Origin of the sequence: Lactiplantibacillus sp. ME-2 (genome assembly GCF_022549155.1) — a bacterium.
Lineage (GTDB): Bacteria > Bacillota > Bacilli > Lactobacillales > Lactobacillaceae > Lactiplantibacillus > Lactiplantibacillus plantarum.
On the sequence record NZ_JAKZEQ010000030.1, the window covers coordinates 16,152 to 33,411 of the forward strand.

Here is a 17,260-nt window from a genome sequence, read left to right on the forward strand (position 1 = left end):
TGTCTATAATGTCAATTTAAATTTAGAGATTGTCGAATATTCGCTTGTATTTATATGAGTTTCATGAAAATTCGTGAAAACTATTGCGTCGTTTGCAACTGGTTTTCTACAATAATGTCAATCGTTTAATAAAAGTCAGTCAAGAAATATTGGAGCGTGTGGAATGGAGCAAGTAATAACCTTTGATTTTATTGTTAAACTCATTCGTCAGTATTGGAAGGTATTATTGAGTTTAATGATTTTGGGCGGGACGATTGCAACAGTGGTGACTTTGTGGGTCATTCAGCCCGAATATCAAGCCAATGTTCAAATATTAGTTAACCGCAAACACAGTAGTGCGGGCGCGGATTTGACGGGCCAGCAAGCCGATGTGCAGATGATTACGACTTATAAGGAATTAATTACAAAACCAGTCGTGTTGAAGCCGGCACGGCAGACTTTAATGGCAGAAACTGACATTCGACGCTCACTTGAGTCGCTTAAGCAAACGGTCAGCGTGACCAGTACGGCCAATTCGCAGGTGTTTTCAATCGTTGTTCGTGATAAAAATGCGAAAGCTAGTGCAATGATTGCGAACCAAATTGCTGCAACGTTTAAAGATCAGGTCCAGCATATTATTAGGGTCAATAATGTAACGATCGTTGCACCCGCAGAGACGCCGGATCAGCCGGTAGCGCCTAAAAAAATCATCAATATCCTAATTGGTTTCGTGGGGGGCTGATTTTGGGATTGGTGTATGCAAGTGTCCGAATCTTGTCCAATCGGCGGGTGCAGACACTCGAATACCTAGCAGATGAATTAATGCTGACAAGTCTAGGAATCATTAATCATCAGCAGCCGGTCACAGCGACTCACGACCAACCGGCGATTAAACCACAGCCGGTGACGTCAGTTGTTAAAGCGGCAGTCAAACGAGTTTAACATAGGGGGGAACGGTTATGAAATTGAGGCGAAGAGTAGCGAATATGCATACCGGCATACAGTTAACAACTTTGACGGCACCGATGTCAGTCGTAACTGAGCAAGTCAAAACGATCCGAACAAATCTTAACTATGCGATGGTCGGTAAACCGTTGAAAACACTAATGATCACGTCAGCGATTCAGGGCGAGGGAAAATCAACGGTCGGCAGCAACTTAGCCGTGGAATACGCCAAGAAAGGCCTGCAAGTCTTACTTGTCGATGCTGATTTGCGGCGGCCGACGATTCATCAGACGTTTGCGATCAGTAACCAACGGGGAGTGAGTTCATGGTTAAGCGGGCAACTGACGGACGTGAACGAAGCCATTTATCCCGTACTTGATCATTTGTTTGTCATGCCGAGTGGACCTAAACCACCCAATCCAGCTGAGTTATTAGCCAGCGATAGAATGACCAAGTTTTTAACGGTCGCAACACGTAAGTTAGATTTAGTGATTGTTGATGCGCCGCCGATACTGCCCGTGACCGACGCTCGGATTTTAGCTGGTCAAGTGGATGGCACTGTCCTAGTCGTTCGCCAAAACTTTGTCGAAAAAGTTGCGGTGCGCCAGGCAGTGAGTGCCTTGAAGAATGCTCGCGCACAATTACTCGGGACTATTTTAAATGACGTGGACATTAAAACTCACGGTTATGGGTACGGCTATTATGGGACTGAGACCAACTGAGTATATTGACCTGCACTGTCACTTATTACCGGGATTGGATGACGGCCCCCAGCAGCTTGCTCAGGCAGTCGAAATGGCGCGACAAGCGGTGGCTGATGGCATTCATTACGTCTTGGCAACGCCACATCATCTAGATCGGCGTTATCAGAATACCGGCCTGGTAGTCGAGCGTGCCGTTGCCGAGCTCCAGGCCGAACTTAAGCGGCAACAAATTCCACTGACCGTTTTTGCCGGTCAGGAGGTCCATTTGCGAGATGATTTGGCGACAGCTCTGCCGCACTTGCTAGGAATTGATGTTGGTCGGCGCTATTTGTTACTAGAGTTGCCACACGAGCAGGTACCTAATTACGTGGCGCAAGTAATCTTTGAGCTCTTACAGCAAGGGACGACTCCGGTGATTGCCCATCCAGAGCGAAATGCTCAGATTATGGCACAACCAGAGCGGCTCTATGATTTAGTGCAGCAGGGCTGTTTGGCACAGCTAACAGCGGGGAGTCTCGTTGGGCAATTTGGGCGAGCGGTTAAAAGTACAGCGCTGGAATTAGTTGAATGCGGGCTGGTCCAAGTGATTGCTTCAGATGCGCATTTGATGGCACGACGAGGATTTATGATGCGGGCAGGTTATCAGGCATTAGCACGGTTAGATAGTACCAATCCTGCATCTTTTGCAGTGAATGCAAGACTGCTACTGAACGGGGATCCAGTAGTGTTAGGGGAAGTCTTGCGACCAAATCAACGACGAAAATTTTGGCTTTTTTGAGAGGGGTAAATAGTTATGAAGGCATTGGTAACGGGAGGTGCGGGGTTCATTGGCTCGCACTTGGTTGATCATTTAGTTGAATCTGGCTTTGAGGTGGTGGTGGTAGACGATCTGTCAATGGGGGCCATCAGCAATATCAAGCATTGGGAACAGATTACGATATACGTCGCGGATGTCTGTGACGATAAATTCATGCAACAATTGTTAGCAGACGAACGGCCAGACTATATTTATTTTCTGGCAGCGATTGCAAGTGTGGCGGATTCGATTGAGCGGCCGGCAGAAACGCATGCTGTCAATCATACCGCGGTATTTAACTTGCTCGAACATATTCGCCAAATTCGCTTGCCTATTAAGCAATTTCTATTCACTTCTTCGGCGGCGGTTTATGGCAATCTACCTGAATTACCAAAACGCGAGGATTCGCGCGTCGCACCCGTGTCACCGTATGCTATTGATAAGTATGCGACTGAACGTTTTGTATTGGCATACGGTGAGTTGTACGATTTGCCGACCGTTTGTGTGCGGTTCTTCAACGTTTATGGACCGCGTCAGAATCCAAGCTCACCGTATTCGGGGGTTTTGTCGATTTTGACGGATTGTTTGAAAACACAGCGACCATTTACATTATTCGGTGATGGAACGCAGACCCGTGATTTTGTATATGTAAGTGATGTTATCAAGGCATTATGGTTGATTACAGAACATCAAGTGCAACATGAAGTGATCAATATTGCCAATGGCTTAGAAACTAGTTTAAATGGCATTATTCAGATGTATCAAGAGATTGCTGGTCAACAACTTGAAATCAAACGGGCCGAGCAGCGGGGTGGTGAAGTTGATCATTCAGTTGCAAGTATTGGCAAGTTGGCACGCTTAAATTATGAATCAGAGTGGCCGTTGAGAAGAGGATTAACCAAGTACTGGGAAGGGGAATGTGAGCATGCACGAAGTTGAGATTAATGAATCAATCGTGGCTGACGAACAACACTGTGAATTTATTAGCAAAATTGGTGTTCCGGTCACCGGCTGGAAGATGGATCTAAAGCGGTGTTTCGATCTAGCAGTCGGCTTATTGGGCACACTGCTCAGCGTTCCCATCGTAATTGTGTTTGCCATACTTATCAAGTTGACTTCTGACGGTCCCGTTTTCTACAAGCAGGCGCGAGTCGGTTGGATGGGGACGACCTTTGACGTGATTAAGCTGCGATCAATGTATCAGGACGCTGAGGCGCAGACGGGTGCGATCTGGGCACAAAAAAATGATCCTCGGGTGACGCCGGTTGGACGCTGGATGCGCAAAACTCGGATCGATGAGTTACCACAATTTTGGAATGTTTTGAAGGGCGATATGAGTTTGGTCGGACCTCGCCCGGAACGGCCAGAACTAACCGAACAATTCAGTGAACGCTATCCTGATTTTCCGAAACGGCTACGAATCATTCCTGGCATTACCGGCTATGCGCAGATCAATGGTGGCTATGATATTACACCGGGTGCCAAGTGTCAGTACGATAACTATTACATTGAGCACTTTTCGATTTGGTTTGATATCAAGATGCTGATGGGAACGGTTAGGGTGATTATTTCCGGGGATGGTGCGCGGTAGTGAAGATTGTTTACATCATTACTCAAGCGACTTGGGGTGGGGCCCAGGCGCATCTATATAGTTTGATCAAAGCGCAAGTGATGCGTGGCAATGCCGTTTCCTTAGTATACGGCGTTGAAGGACGCCTGAGTGCAAGCGTCGCGAAAGAATTTCAAGACGTGCAAGTTGTCAGAGTTGCCAGCCTGGTACATCCGATTGCACCGCTGAGTGATTTGAAAGCAATCTACACGTTAAGGAAATTAGTAAAAAATTGGCAGCCAGATATTATTCATTTGCATTCTTCGAAGGCTGGTATGATTGGGAGGCTCGCCACGATTAGATTGCCAATGAAAGTCATTTTTACGGTCCATGGCTGGGGCTTTACTCCTGGTGTCGGGAAGAAACGGCAGCTATTGATGAAAACTATTGAAAAAGCATTAAGTCGCCTGACAACGGCTTACATCTGTGTCTCGCAGTTTGATTATGATTTGGGTGTCCAAAGTGGTGTGATTACTAGTGCTCATCCTGCTCGTGTTATCCATAATGGCGTGACAGCATTAACGGGCGCAAACAAGGCGACCAGTTCCGAGGTCTTTGTACTATCAATGGCGGCACGCTTTGATACACCAAAACGGCAGGATATCCTGATTCAAGCATTGACATACTTGCCGGAAAATCTACCAATCGTGTGTCATTTTCTGGGTGACGGCCCTTCGATTGAAGCCTGTAAAACGCTAACGCACCAGTTGAATCTGGATGGTAAAGTGAACTTTTATGGGGTGGTGGATAATGTACAAAAATATTATTCTCAAACGGACGTTGGGGTGCTGATTTCTGATTATGAAGCACTCCCAATCAGTTTAGTGGAAGCCTTAGCCCAAGGTCTGCCGATTATTGCGTCGAATGTTGGGGGCATTCAGGAATTGATTGATCATAATGGCTTTTTGGTCACCAATGATGCGCGCCAGATTGCTGAAAAAATTCTGACACTCTATCAATCGAAAAAGATCGCCGAGGTCAAGACTAATTCCTATCAAATGTATCAACGTCACTATACTGAGCATGAGATGCTCGAACAAACGCAGGCGTACTATTTGCGTTGCTTGGCCTAGAAGGGACGATTGTCGATGACAAAAATTGTTCATGTCTTGTTTTCCGCCAAATTAGGTGGTGCTGAGCAGGTGGTCATTAATATCAGTAGGGGTTTGAGTGGATCCTATGATTTCACCTACTGCTCACAATCAGGATCGATACAAGAAAGCTTGCAAGCTGTCGGAATCGCGTATCAAAGTTTTTCGCCGAAACAGCTTTTTAAATTTCGGCGAGCTATTCTGGCACTCCAGCCAGATATTATTCACGCACACGATTTCAAAGCGAGTTTTTTGGTCAACCTGCTTTTTCACCATGTGCCAATTATCACCCATATCCATCAAGCCCCGATATGGCAGACTAGTGTGAACTGGAAAAGTTTGGCGTTTCAATATATTGGCAACAAGAGCTCACGAGTCTTATATGTTTCAGATTGGGCTAAAGAATCGTATCGCTTCCACAAACATTTAACCAATACGGCGATTATTCCCAATGGAATCGACAGTTCACGGATTTGCCAACTGGCTACTGCCAGTACAACCACTGCATTTGACCTGTTATTCGTGGGACGGTTGGAAGATGTTAAAGATCCCGCAAGATTTGTGAGAATTGCGCATAAATTATTAGACGCAATCCCTGAACTAAAGATTGGGATTGTCGGCGATGGTAGCTTGAGCGCACACATCGCTAAACAGATTGCAGCCACCCCGCAAATACGGTGGTTAGGGTTTAAAAGTAACCCTTACAAATACATGCGGCATGCAAAAGTTGTGCTGTCGACGTCCAAATCAGACGCGTTTGGATTGACCATGGTCGAGGCAGCCTTATTGGGTGCGATTCCGTTTGCCCCCCCGCATTGGGGGCATCTCTCAAACGGCCGCAAGGGTAAATGGCCTGGTTTATGCGAGTGATGCTGAATTATTGGCAGTACTGACACGTCTCTTTTCGGATGGGAAATTTTATCAGGAAACCAAGGCTAAAATAGCAGCGGTCGATTTTAGTGACTATGAACAAAGGCAATTCATTCAGCGGATCCAGCAAGTTTATAAAGGAGTAATGGAACGATGACTGCAGTAAATCGTCAGATTGGTGGGCCATTCTTAAGACTAGGACTATTGATTGCCGGATTTTACCTGATTTACCAACCCAACTTTTGGAGCAGTAGTTATGTGCCCCTGATTGTTACACTGGGGATTACTGGTGGTTGCGTCTTGCTATTGTCGCCAAAGGGCTTATCGATTGCTATTAATCGGCTGCACATTTTTGTGATTGGTGTGATGCTATCAGTGATTTACTTTGCGTTCAGAGCGAAGCTGGCAGGAACTGATCCCCGGGTGTTTCAAAATGTTGTGATTATTTTGAATGTCCTTGCCTTAGTGTTATGGCTAGAAGTTCTTCGTAAGTATTTTAACGTGACAAGTGAAACGGTCTTGACCTGGATGCTATGGATGGTGGTTGTTCAATGCTTGTTTGCTTTGGTCATGCTGGCAAGTTCGGGTATTCGCGCTGCGATTTTAGCAAAAACAGCCACCGGTATTATTCAGAATCAGTTTATTTATGGTGAACGTTTGTATGGAATCAGCAGTGACTACACATTTTTTACACCAATCTACCATAGTCTGATGGGACTAGTTGCGATATATATGGGAATGAACCTTGGCAAAAAGTATTATTGGTTCCTGCCATTTTGTGTCTTTATTATCGTATTAAACGGCCGAACTGGCTTGATCACGCTGGCTTTTGGTTTTGCCTTGATGCTGGTCAAACGAATGCTGTCCAGTGTTCGAGGGCTGTTTCAAGTTGTGTTGATTATCATATTGAGTGTGACCTTTATCATATTGGGTTTAGCGTTTTTGCAATCCATCCAACCTGATACGTATACCTGGATCGTCAGTGGCTTCGAAGATACGTTTGCACTCGTCTTTGAAGGTAGTAAGCAGGGCAATTACGAACAACTGACGGGCTCGTTCTTGATGTTTCCGAGTCAGCTTTTAGACTGGGTGTTTGGTTATGGCGTTCGCGTATATGGTGGCAATGCCAGCAATATTTGGTTCGGAACGTCCGACATTGGCTTTATTAATGACTTATTTATGGGGGGCATCATTTACATGGCGCTACTGTACGGTACGATTATAGCCTCGTTGACGGCTTGCCACAAAAAGTCTGGAAAGGTTGTTCGTGATAGTAAAATCTTTCTAGCCTTTGGCGTAGTTCTACTAATCGCAAATTATAAAGGTGAGGTTGCGCGCAGCGGCATGGTACTGACGGCAATAATATTCTTGGGGTATTTACTTTCAACTGAATTGAAGATTGAGGAGAAAAAATGGCAATCAGCGTAATTATGAGTGTATATAATGAACGACCTGAGCAAGTCCAGCAAGCGGTTGACTCGATTTTGAAGCAAACCTATTTGCCGAGGGAGTTTGTGATCGTACTGGATAATCCAGAACGGAGTGATTTAAAAGACTTGTTAATGGATTACGATTGCCGTGTGGAAATGATCAAACTAGTGTGCAATCCAGAAAACCTCGGCCTGGCCGCTAGTCTCAATAAGGCGATTGAGCTAGCAAGTAATGAGTTGATTGCGCGGATGGATGCGGATGATATTTCTGTCACTAATCGGCTCGAAGTGGAATTAGAGGCGCTAAAAACGCGCGATTTGGATTTAATTTCCGGAAATATTGCTTATCTTGATGAGCAGGATGAGGTTGTCGGTGAAAAATCGGCCATTCCCGAGGCTGAACCACTAATTCAAAAAATCCTGCCCTATGGTTCGACAATTATTCATCCCACCGTTTTAATGCGGAAAACGGCCGTCCAACAAGTCGGTGGTTACCGTTTATTACCAACGGCTGAGGACTATGATCTCTGGCTGCGGCTGCTTGCTAATGGATTCAAAATCGGGTCAATTAACCGCCGAGTGTTGAACTATCGGTTACGCGGTAATAGTATGACCAGCGACGCGTGGAAAACGTATCTGGTATCGCGCTATATTCAACAATTGTATGCGGAACGTAAACGGACGGGAGCAGACAGTTTCGGCCGCGGGATGTCGGCGTTAACAGACAAAATAAATGACGTCCGTGCCCAAAGTACGTTTAATCGTGGGCAAAAATATTTTACGATGGCGATGGCCAGTATGCGCAAACGAAAACTTGGTCAGGCCCTGGCTGCGTTAGTCCGCGCAATGGTGACATCCCCAGATAATTGTTACTATGTGATCAACTATTTACGTTTAAGAACGATTTGGTCGGTAAATGGGCGCCGGTATCGACAACAACCAAGTGATTGAACGTGTGCGGTGCTTATGAGATTTGTTATTAGTAAGCACGGGATGTGATGCTCAGTTCAGATCTATGAGAAAGGAATTTATGTTAGTCAGTATTAGAAATAAATATCGGCATTTGCCAAAGCAAGTTAAGGCCTCACTTTGGTTCTTAGTCTGTGCTTTTTTTGAAAAGAGCATTTCAATAATCGCAACGCCCATTTTTACCAGAATAATGTCTACTTCCGAGTATGGTCAATTTAATGTGCTGTACTCCTGGCTGACTATCGTCACGATCATCGTCTCACTAAATCTGTGCTACGGCGTTTATACTCAAGGTCTCATCAAATTCAGCCATGATCGACGTCGATATTCGGCTGAATTACAAGGATTAACGGTTGTGTTGGTATTAGCATGGACACTAGTTTATCTTGGCTTTCGTGATTTTTGGAATAGTGTCTTTTCTTTAACGACGACGCAGATGTTGGCGATGCTTCTAATGGTATGGACCTCGTCAGTTTTTAATTTTTGGGCTGGTGAGCGCCGAGTTGCCTTGCAATACAAATCATTGGTGATGGTGACCTTGCTGGTTGCAATCGCCAAACCGTTAGTAGGCGTATTGCTCGTTGTGTATGCGAATGATAAAGTGACGGCTCGATTTTTAGGGCTAGCATTAGTGGAACTGGTAGGCTATACGGGCTTGTTTTTTGTGCAAATGTATCGTGGCAAAACGTTTTTCTCGCGCTATTTTTGGCGTCACGCATTAATGTTCAACATCCCGTTGGCCCCACATTATCTTTCACAAATCGTTCTGAGTAGTGCTGACCGGATTATGATTGCGAACATGGTAAATACGAAAAGTGCGGGCATTTATAGTTTGGCGTACTCACTTTCACAAATCATGATTTTATTTAACGTTGCATTGTCGCAAACGCTGAGTCCGTGGATATATCAAAAAATCAAGGATCGACGGGTGGCCGATATTGCGGGTGTCGCTTACGGTGCCTTAGTTTTAATTGCGGTTGTCAACCTGCTATTGATTGCATTTGCGCCCGAAATCGTTTCGATATTCGCACCACGAGCGTATGCTAAGGCGACCTGGATCGTTCCACCAATCGCAATGAGCGTCTTTTTCATTTTTGCTTTTGATTTATTTGCAAAGTTTGAGTTCTATTATGAACGGACATCTTTAATCATGATTGCCAGTGTTATTGGCGCAGTATTGAATGTGGCGCTAAATTATTGGTTGATTCCAATTTTAGGATACGAGGTGGCGGGATATACAACATTAATTTGCTATGTGATGTATGCGGTTGTTCATTATTGGTTTATGAATCGAATCTGTCGCGAAAAACTTGGCACGCTTCCATATGATCGCAAGATACTGGGGCTGATTACGCTCACTTTTTTGGCGGTTGGCTTTCTATTTTTAGGAGGCTATCACAGTGTTATACTCCGTTATCTATTGATTTTGATAACGGCCGTCGTCGGATTTAGCAAGCGTGATTATTTAATGACCATTGTTAACCAAATGCTACGTGTGCGAAAACCAATCTAGCCGAATCGAAGTAGGGTGGTGCCGGTGTGACTGACCAGCTATAAGTAGTGACTAATCAAAAAGACGACAGCCTGAAAATTCGCTGTCGTCTTTAGTTTATAAAGTGGTTATTGTACGGACCCAGACCACGTCACGTTGCCGTGTAGTTTCTTGGTGGCTAACACGAAGCCGTGCAAACTTGTATTGTGGGGCATTTGTTGCCAAGCTTGAATAGCGGCGCTATTTTTGACTGGGGTGCCCCGAAAGAGCGCGATATTGGCGGCCGCCATGCCGCGGGCTAGCTGATTAACTTTAGCGCTTGATAGTTGCGTTTCGTCACGGTCCTCATATAACTGACTCAGTGCTGCGTTATAGCCAGCCGCATATAACACGTCATGATCGTACTTTTGATAGGCGCGCATCGCTTTATTACCACGGTGGTGCTTGATGTAAGCACTCACGTTTAACGGGGTCGCGTGGTACGTGGCCGTCCCGTTACTCTGGTTGATCTTAAGCGTACCGTAATAGTGAGATCCCAGTATCAGGGCGCCACTGGCAATATCAGTCAGTGACTGGTTCTTGACTTTGGTAGACTTGATATTTTGAGCATGAATATGGCCGCTGAGCGATAACTTGATACCCGCAGTGGTAAAGGCCTTACGGACATCTTCGGCATAACCGATTGTATAGTCCTGATGAATCACCGTGTGGTCCATTGTATTGTGATGTAGGACGGGAATGAGAGTCGCATGGGCTTGTTTTGCTTGCTTACCGACTTTAGTAAGCCATTGTAAGGTCCCATCGGTCAGGCCACCACCGACCGTTGAATTACCTTGTTGATAATTACTTTTATAAATGGCGGAGTTTAGCATTAAAAACCAAGTGTGTTTACTAGGTTTTACCAAATATCCCAATGAGCTTGGGTCAGTTTCACTGGCTTGGCCGTAGCCGGCCTGATGATAGATCTTCTTGAACTGGGTCGGGCTAGTCGCCTCGGTGCTATATTGATGCTTTCCTTTGAAGCGACGGGCGATGGGGTTGTTCAAGTCGTGATTACCGGGGACGACGTAGACGCGGATGTGCTTAGCAGTCAGTCGGCGAAGCTGCTTGGCAACGTACTCGTGACTGGCTTTTTCACCGTTGTTAGTAATATCGCCACTGATGAGCACAACGTCAGGCTTGGTGATTAACGCCTTAGCAATAAAAGCGCGAAAAATCGTCGCGCTGTATTTTAAATCCGCACCGGCATCGTTAGCCGCGTACTGCGTGAAAGCCTTACCATTATCATGCAGCCTGGGCGCAATGACATGGTCATCACTGATCACCATCGCTGTTAAGGTCTTGTGACTGACAGGGGGCAGGGTCATTTTAGTTTGTTTTTGGCAACCGGAAAGCAGCATCATGCCGAATAATACACAGCTGATGCCAAAGATAGATTTTCGTAGTTTCATCAAACTCGTCTCGATTCTCGTTAACATAATCAGTATATTACTTTCATTATACCCGTTTTATTGCGGGGTTAGACGGCTGATTCGTTAATTTTGAAAACAAAAAAAGACGATCAATTTGATCGTCTTTTTAGATATCACATTATTTAGAAGCTTTAGCTGGTTTCCAGAGACCAAGGATAACCCCAGCGATAACGGCACCGATAATTGTGGCACCGATGTAGCCCCAGATATTCGTGGCGAGTAATGAGACCCAGAGGCCACCATGAGGAGCAGGGACGGCAACGCCCCAAAGTTGAGTTAAGCCACCGGCGATGGCAGCACCAATCACACTTGAACCGATAACGTGCAAGGGGTCAGCTGTGGCGAATGGAATGGCACCTTCAGTAATGAAGGAAATACCAAGTAACCAGTTAGAGATACCAGCTTTACGTTCGTCATCCGTAAATTTCTTTGGCCAGAAGGCAGTGGCAATCGCAGTTGCCAATGGTGGAACCATCCCACCAGCCATAACAGCGGCCATTAAGTTCCCATGTCCAGTTGCGGTAAAGGCACCAGTTGCGAAGACGTAAGCGGCCTTGTTGAAAGGACCACCCATATCGATCGACATCATACCACCGAGGACAAGCCCGAGGAGAACGGCATTACCAGTACCCATTGAGTTTAGGAAGTGGGTAATCCAGGCGTTGATAACTGAGAAGATTGGGTTAACAACGAAGAACATTAGCGCAGCAATAATCAATAAGCCCAGAATTGGGAAGATCAGCATTGGCTTCATCCCGTCTAAGGATTGTGGCATGTTCTTGGTCCACTTCTTCATCCAAACAGTAATATAACCGGCTAAGAAACCAGCGGCTAAACCACCTAAGAAACCAGCGGGACTCTTAGCATTGGCGGTAATGGAGGCCGTGTAAACACCACCGTAAGCGCCAGTGTATACCGTGGCCATGAACCCACCAACGAACCCGGGCATCAAAGCAGGACGATCACCAATTGATTCGGCGATGTAACCGGCTAAAACAGGTACCATGAAGGCGAAAGCCATGTTACCAGCTTGGTTGAAGAAGGTAAAGGCTAAGCTCTTACTACCAACGAATTGCTCAATAATGAAGGAGAGGGCCATTAAGATCCCACCACCGACAACGAATGGCAACATGTGGGAAATTCCGTTCATGAGGTCTTTGTAAACTTCACCCCAAACACTACCATTAGCGCTGCCACCTTCATCGTCATCTGCAGCACCACCATCAGCATCGTCGTGATAGACAGGAGCTTTACCGCTCAAGGCTTCTTGAACTAATTGATCGGCCTTGTTGATCCCGTCAGTAACGGGACGGTTAACCAGGTGCTTACCATCAAAACGGGCCATCTTGACCTTTTTGTCAGCGGCGATCACAACACCGTCGGCACGAGCGATTTCATCGGCAGTCAATAAGTGCTTAACACCTTCAGAACCATTCGTTTCGATTTTGATGTCAACACCGGCCGCTTCACCGGCTTTGATCAAGGCTGCTTCGGCCATGTAAGTATGGGCGATTCCGTTTGGACAGGCGGTAACCCCAACTAAATAGGGACGTTTTTCGTCAGTGGTGGTGCTGGCAGCTGCGGCTTCTTTTTCGGCCTTGGCAGCTGCATCTTTGGCTTCCTTTTCTTCCTTAGCAGCCTGGGCATCACCGAAGAGTTGTTGAACTTCTTCAGGTGACTGTGCATTCTTAAGTTTAGCGACCAATTCAGGATCAATCAATAAGCTTGAGAGGGCGGCGAGGGCGGCTAAATGGGTGTTGTTGGCACCTTCAGGAGCAGCAATCATGAAGAAAAGATGAACGGGTTGACCATCTAACGCGTTGAAGTCAACGCCGGCCTTACTCTTAGCAAACATCACGGTTGCCCGGTTAACAGCCTTATCTTTGGCATGGGGCATAGCAATCCCGTCGCCAATCCCGGTAGTTGATTCGGCTTCCCGTTTGATGATGTCTTGCTTGTAGAGGGCCTCATCATTGATGATACCTTGTTCGGCATATTTATGAACTAACTCATCAATCGCTTCGTCCTTGGTCGTGGCGTGCATGTCCATGATCATGACATCTTTTAGTAATAAATCGCGGATATCCATGTTTAGTTAACAGTCCTTTCTTTAGTGAGCGAGTTTTTCAATGTTAATGAGTGGCAAAATTTCATCGATCTTGGCGCGGGTCGCAATGTCTTCTGAGAAGGCGGTTGCGGAGCCACAAGCTAAGCCGTAGCGGAAGCTTTCAACAGCATCGTGTGTTTTGGCGAACGTGCCGACAAAGCCACCAATCATTGAATCACCGGCACCAACTGAGTTGATTACCTGGCCCTTTGGTGCGGGACTAAAGTAGACCGCATCCTTGGTGATTAGGAGGCCACCATCGCCGGCCATTGAAATCAGCACGTGTTGTGCACCTTCAGCTAGCATCCGTTGGCCCGCTGCAATGATATCAGCCTGGCTATTAAACGTCGTGTGGTAGTAATCAGCAAGTTCGTGGTTATTAGGCTTCACAACGAGGGGGTGGCTGGGTAAAGTTTTCTTCAAAGCTTCACCGGTCGTGTCGATGACAAAGTTAGCACCAGCAGCTTCGACCTTCTGAATAATATCGTAGTAGAAGCTATCTGGTAAACTAGGCGCTAAACTACCAGACATGACGACCACGTCATTCGGCGTTAAATTGGCCAATTCGGTGTAGAAGGCTTCTGTTTCTTTGGCGGTGATGTCCGGGCCAGCACCGTTTAATTCGGTCTCTTCTTCAGCGTGAATCTTCACGTTGATCCGGGTGTCATCGGCAATCGGTGTGAAGTGACAATCTAGGCCCTTGGCTTTTAAAGCATCACTGATAAACGTGCCGGTAAACCCACCGATAAAGCCGAGGGCCTTGTTGGGTTGGTCTAGGTCGTTCAGAATCTGCGATACATTGATGCCTTTACCGCCAGGGAGTTTCGCCGTGTGTGCTAACCGGTTAACACTACCGAGGGTCATTTGGGGTAGTTGCACCACGTAGTCAATTGATGGATTGACAGTAATGGTATAAATCATGATTGAACCTCCTGAATCGTAGTTAATGGTTGATACTGTTCGGCAACGCTTGGCGTGAGTTGGTCAGTGATGATGGTTGCACTGGATAAATCACCGACGCGCGCAAACGAAACGTGGTCGAACTTAGTGTTGTCAGCTAAGATAAAGCTTTCTTCACTTTGTAGAATTGCGGTTTTTTTGACGACCGCTTCATCGGGGTCGGGCGTTGTGAGCCCGAATTTTGGGTGGACACCGTTGATACCAAGAAAAACTTTGTTGAATCGGTATTCCTCTAACGATTTAACGGCTTCGGGACCAATCACGGCTTTGGTGGTGCCTTTCAAATTGCCACCAAGCAGGTAGGTTTGGATGCCCATGTCTGCCAAAGCGGAAGCATGGACAACACCATTAGTCACGACACGTAAGTTGTAGCTCGGATTTAAATGGTGAATCATGGCTAGGGTTGAAGTCCCAGCATCCAAATAAATGACGTCATCAACTTGAATGTTCGCAACGGCTTGCTGCGCGATATGGTCCTTGGCGTTAACGTTACGGGAAACCTTATCATTCATCGCGGGTTCCTCTTGGAGTGAGTTCATATACTTCGCACCACCGTGCACGCGGAGTAACTCGCCCTGTTCTTCTAGCTGTTGGAGGTCACGGCGCGCCGTGGACTCGGAACAACGAGTTTCAGAACAGATGTCCTTGATTTTAATAATGCCCTTGAAACGGATCGTATTTAAAATGTACTGTTGACGTTCTTCTGTAAGCACTTTCAAATCCCTCCGCATAATAATATACCTGTTTAAACGTCAAAATGCAACAAAAACCTTCAAAAACCGTCAAAATAATCCAAAACCTGTCATCAAATCGTCATTAACATCCAAATAAAGATGATCTGTCTAATTAGGCGTGGAACTTTTGACGAAGTGGCCGAAGATTTGTATACTAGGTCAGGTATCTAATTTCGCACGATCGGATTTCGTAGATAATAATATAGAAGAAACGGGAGAAAAGAACATGTTTGTTGATCAAGTAAAAGTAGATGTAAAGGCCGGTAACGGTGGTAACGGCATGGTTGCTTTCCGCCGTGAAAAGTTTGTTCCCAATGGTGGTCCCGCTGGCGGTGATGGTGGTCGCGGCGGAAGCGTCGTATTGCAGGCTGACGAAGGATTACGGACACTGATGGATTTTCGTTATACGCGGAAGTTCAAAGCCGCAGCTGGTGGCAATGGAATGATTAAGCAGATGACAGGTCGTTCCGCGAAGGACACAATTATCAAAGTACCACTTGGGACAACGGTGACGGATGCTGAAACTGGTGAGTTAATTGGCGATATCGTCAATAAAGATCAGCGGTTAGTGGTTGCCAAGGGTGGCCGGGGCGGTCGGGGAAATATTCATTTTGCTAGCGCTAAGAACCCTGCTCCTGAAATTGCTGAAAATGGTGAGCCCGGCGATGAATTAACGATTCGAATGGAATTGAAAGTCTTGGCCGATGTTGGTCTGGTTGGTTTTCCTTCAGTTGGCAAGTCGACACTGCTTTCAGTGGTCACGAGTGCTAAGCCCAAGATTGCGGCCTATCACTTCACAACTTTAGTGCCTAATCTCGGGATGGTTCGTTTGGATGACGGTCGTGACTTTGTCATGGCTGATTTACCTGGTTTGATTGAAGGTGCGGCTAACGGGGTCGGCTTAGGGATTCAATTCTTGCGGCATATTGAACGGACGCGCGTTATTTTACATCTGATTGATATGAGTGGTGTAGAAGAAAACGATCCGTTTGAGGATTATCACAAAATTAATCACGAGCTGACGAGTTATGATCCTGACCTCTTGAAGCGGCCCCAAATCGTGGTGGCGACTAAGATGGATATGCCGGATGCCGAAGCTAATCTGGAAGACTTTAAGGCGAAGTTAGCGACGGATGATACGTTGCCAAACACGCCAGCCGTCTATCCGGTATCGTCGATTACACAACAGGGACTAAAAGCCTTGTTAGCCAAGACGGCTGATTTATTGGATACGACGCCACAATTCCCAATCAAGGGTGTTGACGACTTGAAGCACCGTGATTACACGACTGAAGCGGATGCAGACTTTAGCATTGATAATCCAGAACCGGGCTTGTTCGTCTTGTCTGGTGATAAGCTAGAACGGCTCTTTAAGATGACCAATTTAGATCATGAAGAAAGTTTAATGCGCTTTGCTCGACAATTACGTGGGATGGGTGTTGATGATGCCTTACGTGCAGCTGGTGCCAAGAATGATGATACGATTCAAATCTTGGACTACTCCTTCCAGTTTATGGACTAAACTTTTGTGACGACATAATTAGTTGATGATTGTCGTTACGACAGTCTGATAGGTAGACTAGTGATAAAATAATGAACAATCCAAAAACAGCGCCGTTAGAATTTTAACTAACGACGCTGTTTTTGAGCTGACGTGCGATTAGATGCTCAGCCAAACAGTAAGCGCTGCTGGCTTAAGCGATAGCCAAATAATCGGCGCGGGCGCGGTGGGGTTTGAATACAGAGCTGCGTTTGACCATCGATTTGGCGCGTCCGCGCATTGAACTGGTCGAGTGTCAGCGGGAGCGCGCTTTTTGAAGCTACTAAAACCAGCTGGTGATCGACGAGCGTAACACTTTGGATTGGCCAGATTTGATTAGTCGTTAGTTCCCAATACAGTGGTAAAGTTTGCTGTAGATCAGCGGTTGATAAGTTAAAGTCGATGAGTCGCATAACGGTTACCTCTTGTTCAGACGATTTGTAAGCAAGTATACGATAATCAATTGGGTTAAGCAAGATGGACTGAGGATTCATTTGCCGGCGATGACGAGTTGAATGAAAACGGTCACAACCCGTCATAGTCAGTTTGCCCGGAAAAGTGC

The 17,260-nt window shown here is 46.1% G+C and carries 16 protein-coding genes and 1 pseudogene; 12 read left to right on the forward strand and 5 right to left on the reverse strand.

Annotation, left to right across the window (positions count from 1 at the left end; genetic code table 11):
• The first annotated feature begins 163 nt into the window (after positions 1 to 163).
• The 11 genes and pseudogenes from MMY95_RS11115 to MMY95_RS11165 all read left to right on the forward strand — a co-directional run bounded on the left by MMY95_RS11115 (position 164) and on the right by MMY95_RS11165 (position 9,906).
• Positions 164 to 721, forward strand: a complete 558-nt coding sequence (locus tag MMY95_RS11115) for a Wzz/FepE/Etk N-terminal domain-containing protein (protein WP_016527126.1) — start codon at positions 164 to 166, stop codon at positions 719 to 721.
• Positions 722 to 723: 2 nt separating this feature from the next.
• Entirely contained in the window at positions 724 to 921 is a 198-nt protein-coding gene (locus tag MMY95_RS11120) for a hypothetical protein (RefSeq protein ID WP_225870351.1), read from the forward strand.
• Between the two features lie 17 nt (positions 922 to 938).
• Positions 939 to 1,646, forward strand: coding sequence for a CpsD/CapB family tyrosine-protein kinase (locus MMY95_RS11125; protein WP_015640554.1), 708 nt, complete (start codon positions 939 to 941; stop codon positions 1,644 to 1,646).
• The gene (locus MMY95_RS11130) at positions 1,627 to 2,406 is read left to right on the forward strand and encodes a CpsB/CapC family capsule biosynthesis tyrosine phosphatase (RefSeq protein ID WP_003644575.1); all 780 of its coding nucleotides are present in this window, start codon (positions 1,627 to 1,629) and stop codon (positions 2,404 to 2,406) included. Before MMY95_RS11125 ends, MMY95_RS11130 begins: the two co-directional genes overlap by 20 nt.
• 15 nt (positions 2,407 to 2,421) lie before the next feature.
• Positions 2,422 to 3,363: an NAD-dependent epimerase/dehydratase family protein gene (locus tag MMY95_RS11135; RefSeq protein ID WP_003640785.1), complete on the forward strand. Its 942-nt coding sequence runs from the start codon at positions 2,422 to 2,424 to the stop codon at positions 3,361 to 3,363.
• Positions 3,350 to 4,015, forward strand: coding sequence for a sugar transferase (locus MMY95_RS11140; RefSeq protein WP_003640784.1), 666 nt, complete (start codon positions 3,350 to 3,352; stop codon positions 4,013 to 4,015). The genes MMY95_RS11135 and MMY95_RS11140 overlap by 14 nt, the downstream gene beginning before the upstream one ends.
• Positions 4,015 to 5,106, forward strand: a complete 1,092-nt coding sequence (locus tag MMY95_RS11145) for a glycosyltransferase family 4 protein (RefSeq protein ID WP_241277645.1) — start codon at positions 4,015 to 4,017, stop codon at positions 5,104 to 5,106. The genes MMY95_RS11140 and MMY95_RS11145 overlap by 1 nt, the downstream gene beginning before the upstream one ends.
• Before the next feature lie 15 nt (positions 5,107 to 5,121).
• A pseudogene (locus tag MMY95_RS11150) lies at positions 5,122 to 6,151 on the forward strand (glycosyltransferase).
• Positions 6,148 to 7,422 (forward strand): hypothetical protein, encoded by a 1,275-nt coding sequence (locus MMY95_RS11155; protein WP_053267820.1) that lies wholly within the window; start codon positions 6,148 to 6,150, stop codon positions 7,420 to 7,422. The pseudogene MMY95_RS11150 and the gene MMY95_RS11155 overlap by 4 nt, the downstream one beginning before the upstream one ends.
• Positions 7,407 to 8,375 (forward strand): glycosyltransferase, encoded by a 969-nt coding sequence (locus MMY95_RS11160; RefSeq protein WP_003645648.1) that lies wholly within the window; start codon positions 7,407 to 7,409, stop codon positions 8,373 to 8,375. The genes MMY95_RS11155 and MMY95_RS11160 overlap by 16 nt, the downstream gene beginning before the upstream one ends.
• Before the next feature lie 79 nt (positions 8,376 to 8,454).
• Positions 8,455 to 9,906, forward strand: a complete 1,452-nt coding sequence (locus MMY95_RS11165) for a polysaccharide biosynthesis C-terminal domain-containing protein (protein WP_202861046.1) — start codon at positions 8,455 to 8,457, stop codon at positions 9,904 to 9,906.
• Positions 9,907 to 10,013: 107 nt separating this feature from the next.
• Here the strand turns inward: MMY95_RS11165 and MMY95_RS11170 are convergent, their stop codons facing one another.
• The 4 genes from MMY95_RS11170 to MMY95_RS11185 all read right to left on the reverse strand — a co-directional run bounded on the left by MMY95_RS11170 (position 10,014) and on the right by MMY95_RS11185 (position 15,137).
• Positions 10,014 to 11,336 (reverse strand): metallophosphoesterase, encoded by a 1,323-nt coding sequence (locus MMY95_RS11170; RefSeq protein ID WP_202861045.1) that lies wholly within the window; start codon positions 11,334 to 11,336, stop codon positions 10,014 to 10,016.
• 139 nt (positions 11,337 to 11,475) lie between these two features.
• The gene (locus tag MMY95_RS11175) at positions 11,476 to 13,446 is read right to left on the reverse strand and encodes a fructose-specific PTS transporter subunit EIIC (RefSeq protein WP_202861044.1); all 1,971 of its coding nucleotides are present in this window, start codon (positions 13,444 to 13,446) and stop codon (positions 11,476 to 11,478) included.
• Positions 13,447 to 13,467: 21 nt separating this feature from the next.
• Positions 13,468 to 14,385, reverse strand: a complete 918-nt coding sequence (pfkB, locus tag MMY95_RS11180) for a 1-phosphofructokinase (RefSeq protein WP_015380517.1) — start codon at positions 14,383 to 14,385, stop codon at positions 13,468 to 13,470.
• The gene (locus MMY95_RS11185) at positions 14,382 to 15,137 is read right to left on the reverse strand and encodes a DeoR/GlpR family DNA-binding transcription regulator (protein ID WP_003644567.1); all 756 of its coding nucleotides are present in this window, start codon (positions 15,135 to 15,137) and stop codon (positions 14,382 to 14,384) included. Before MMY95_RS11185 ends, pfkB begins: the two co-directional genes overlap by 4 nt.
• Before the next feature lie 247 nt (positions 15,138 to 15,384).
• On the opposite strand from MMY95_RS11185, the gene obgE reads away from it, so the two are divergent.
• Positions 15,385 to 16,680 (forward strand): GTPase ObgE, encoded by a 1,296-nt coding sequence (gene obgE / locus MMY95_RS11190; protein ID WP_003644566.1) that lies wholly within the window; start codon positions 15,385 to 15,387, stop codon positions 16,678 to 16,680.
• 146 nt (positions 16,681 to 16,826) lie between these two features.
• On the opposite strand, the gene MMY95_RS11195 is transcribed toward obgE, so the two are convergent.
• Positions 16,827 to 17,111, reverse strand: coding sequence for a hypothetical protein (locus tag MMY95_RS11195; RefSeq protein WP_003644565.1), 285 nt, complete (start codon positions 17,109 to 17,111; stop codon positions 16,827 to 16,829).
• Between the last annotated feature and the right edge of the window lie 149 nt (positions 17,112 to 17,260).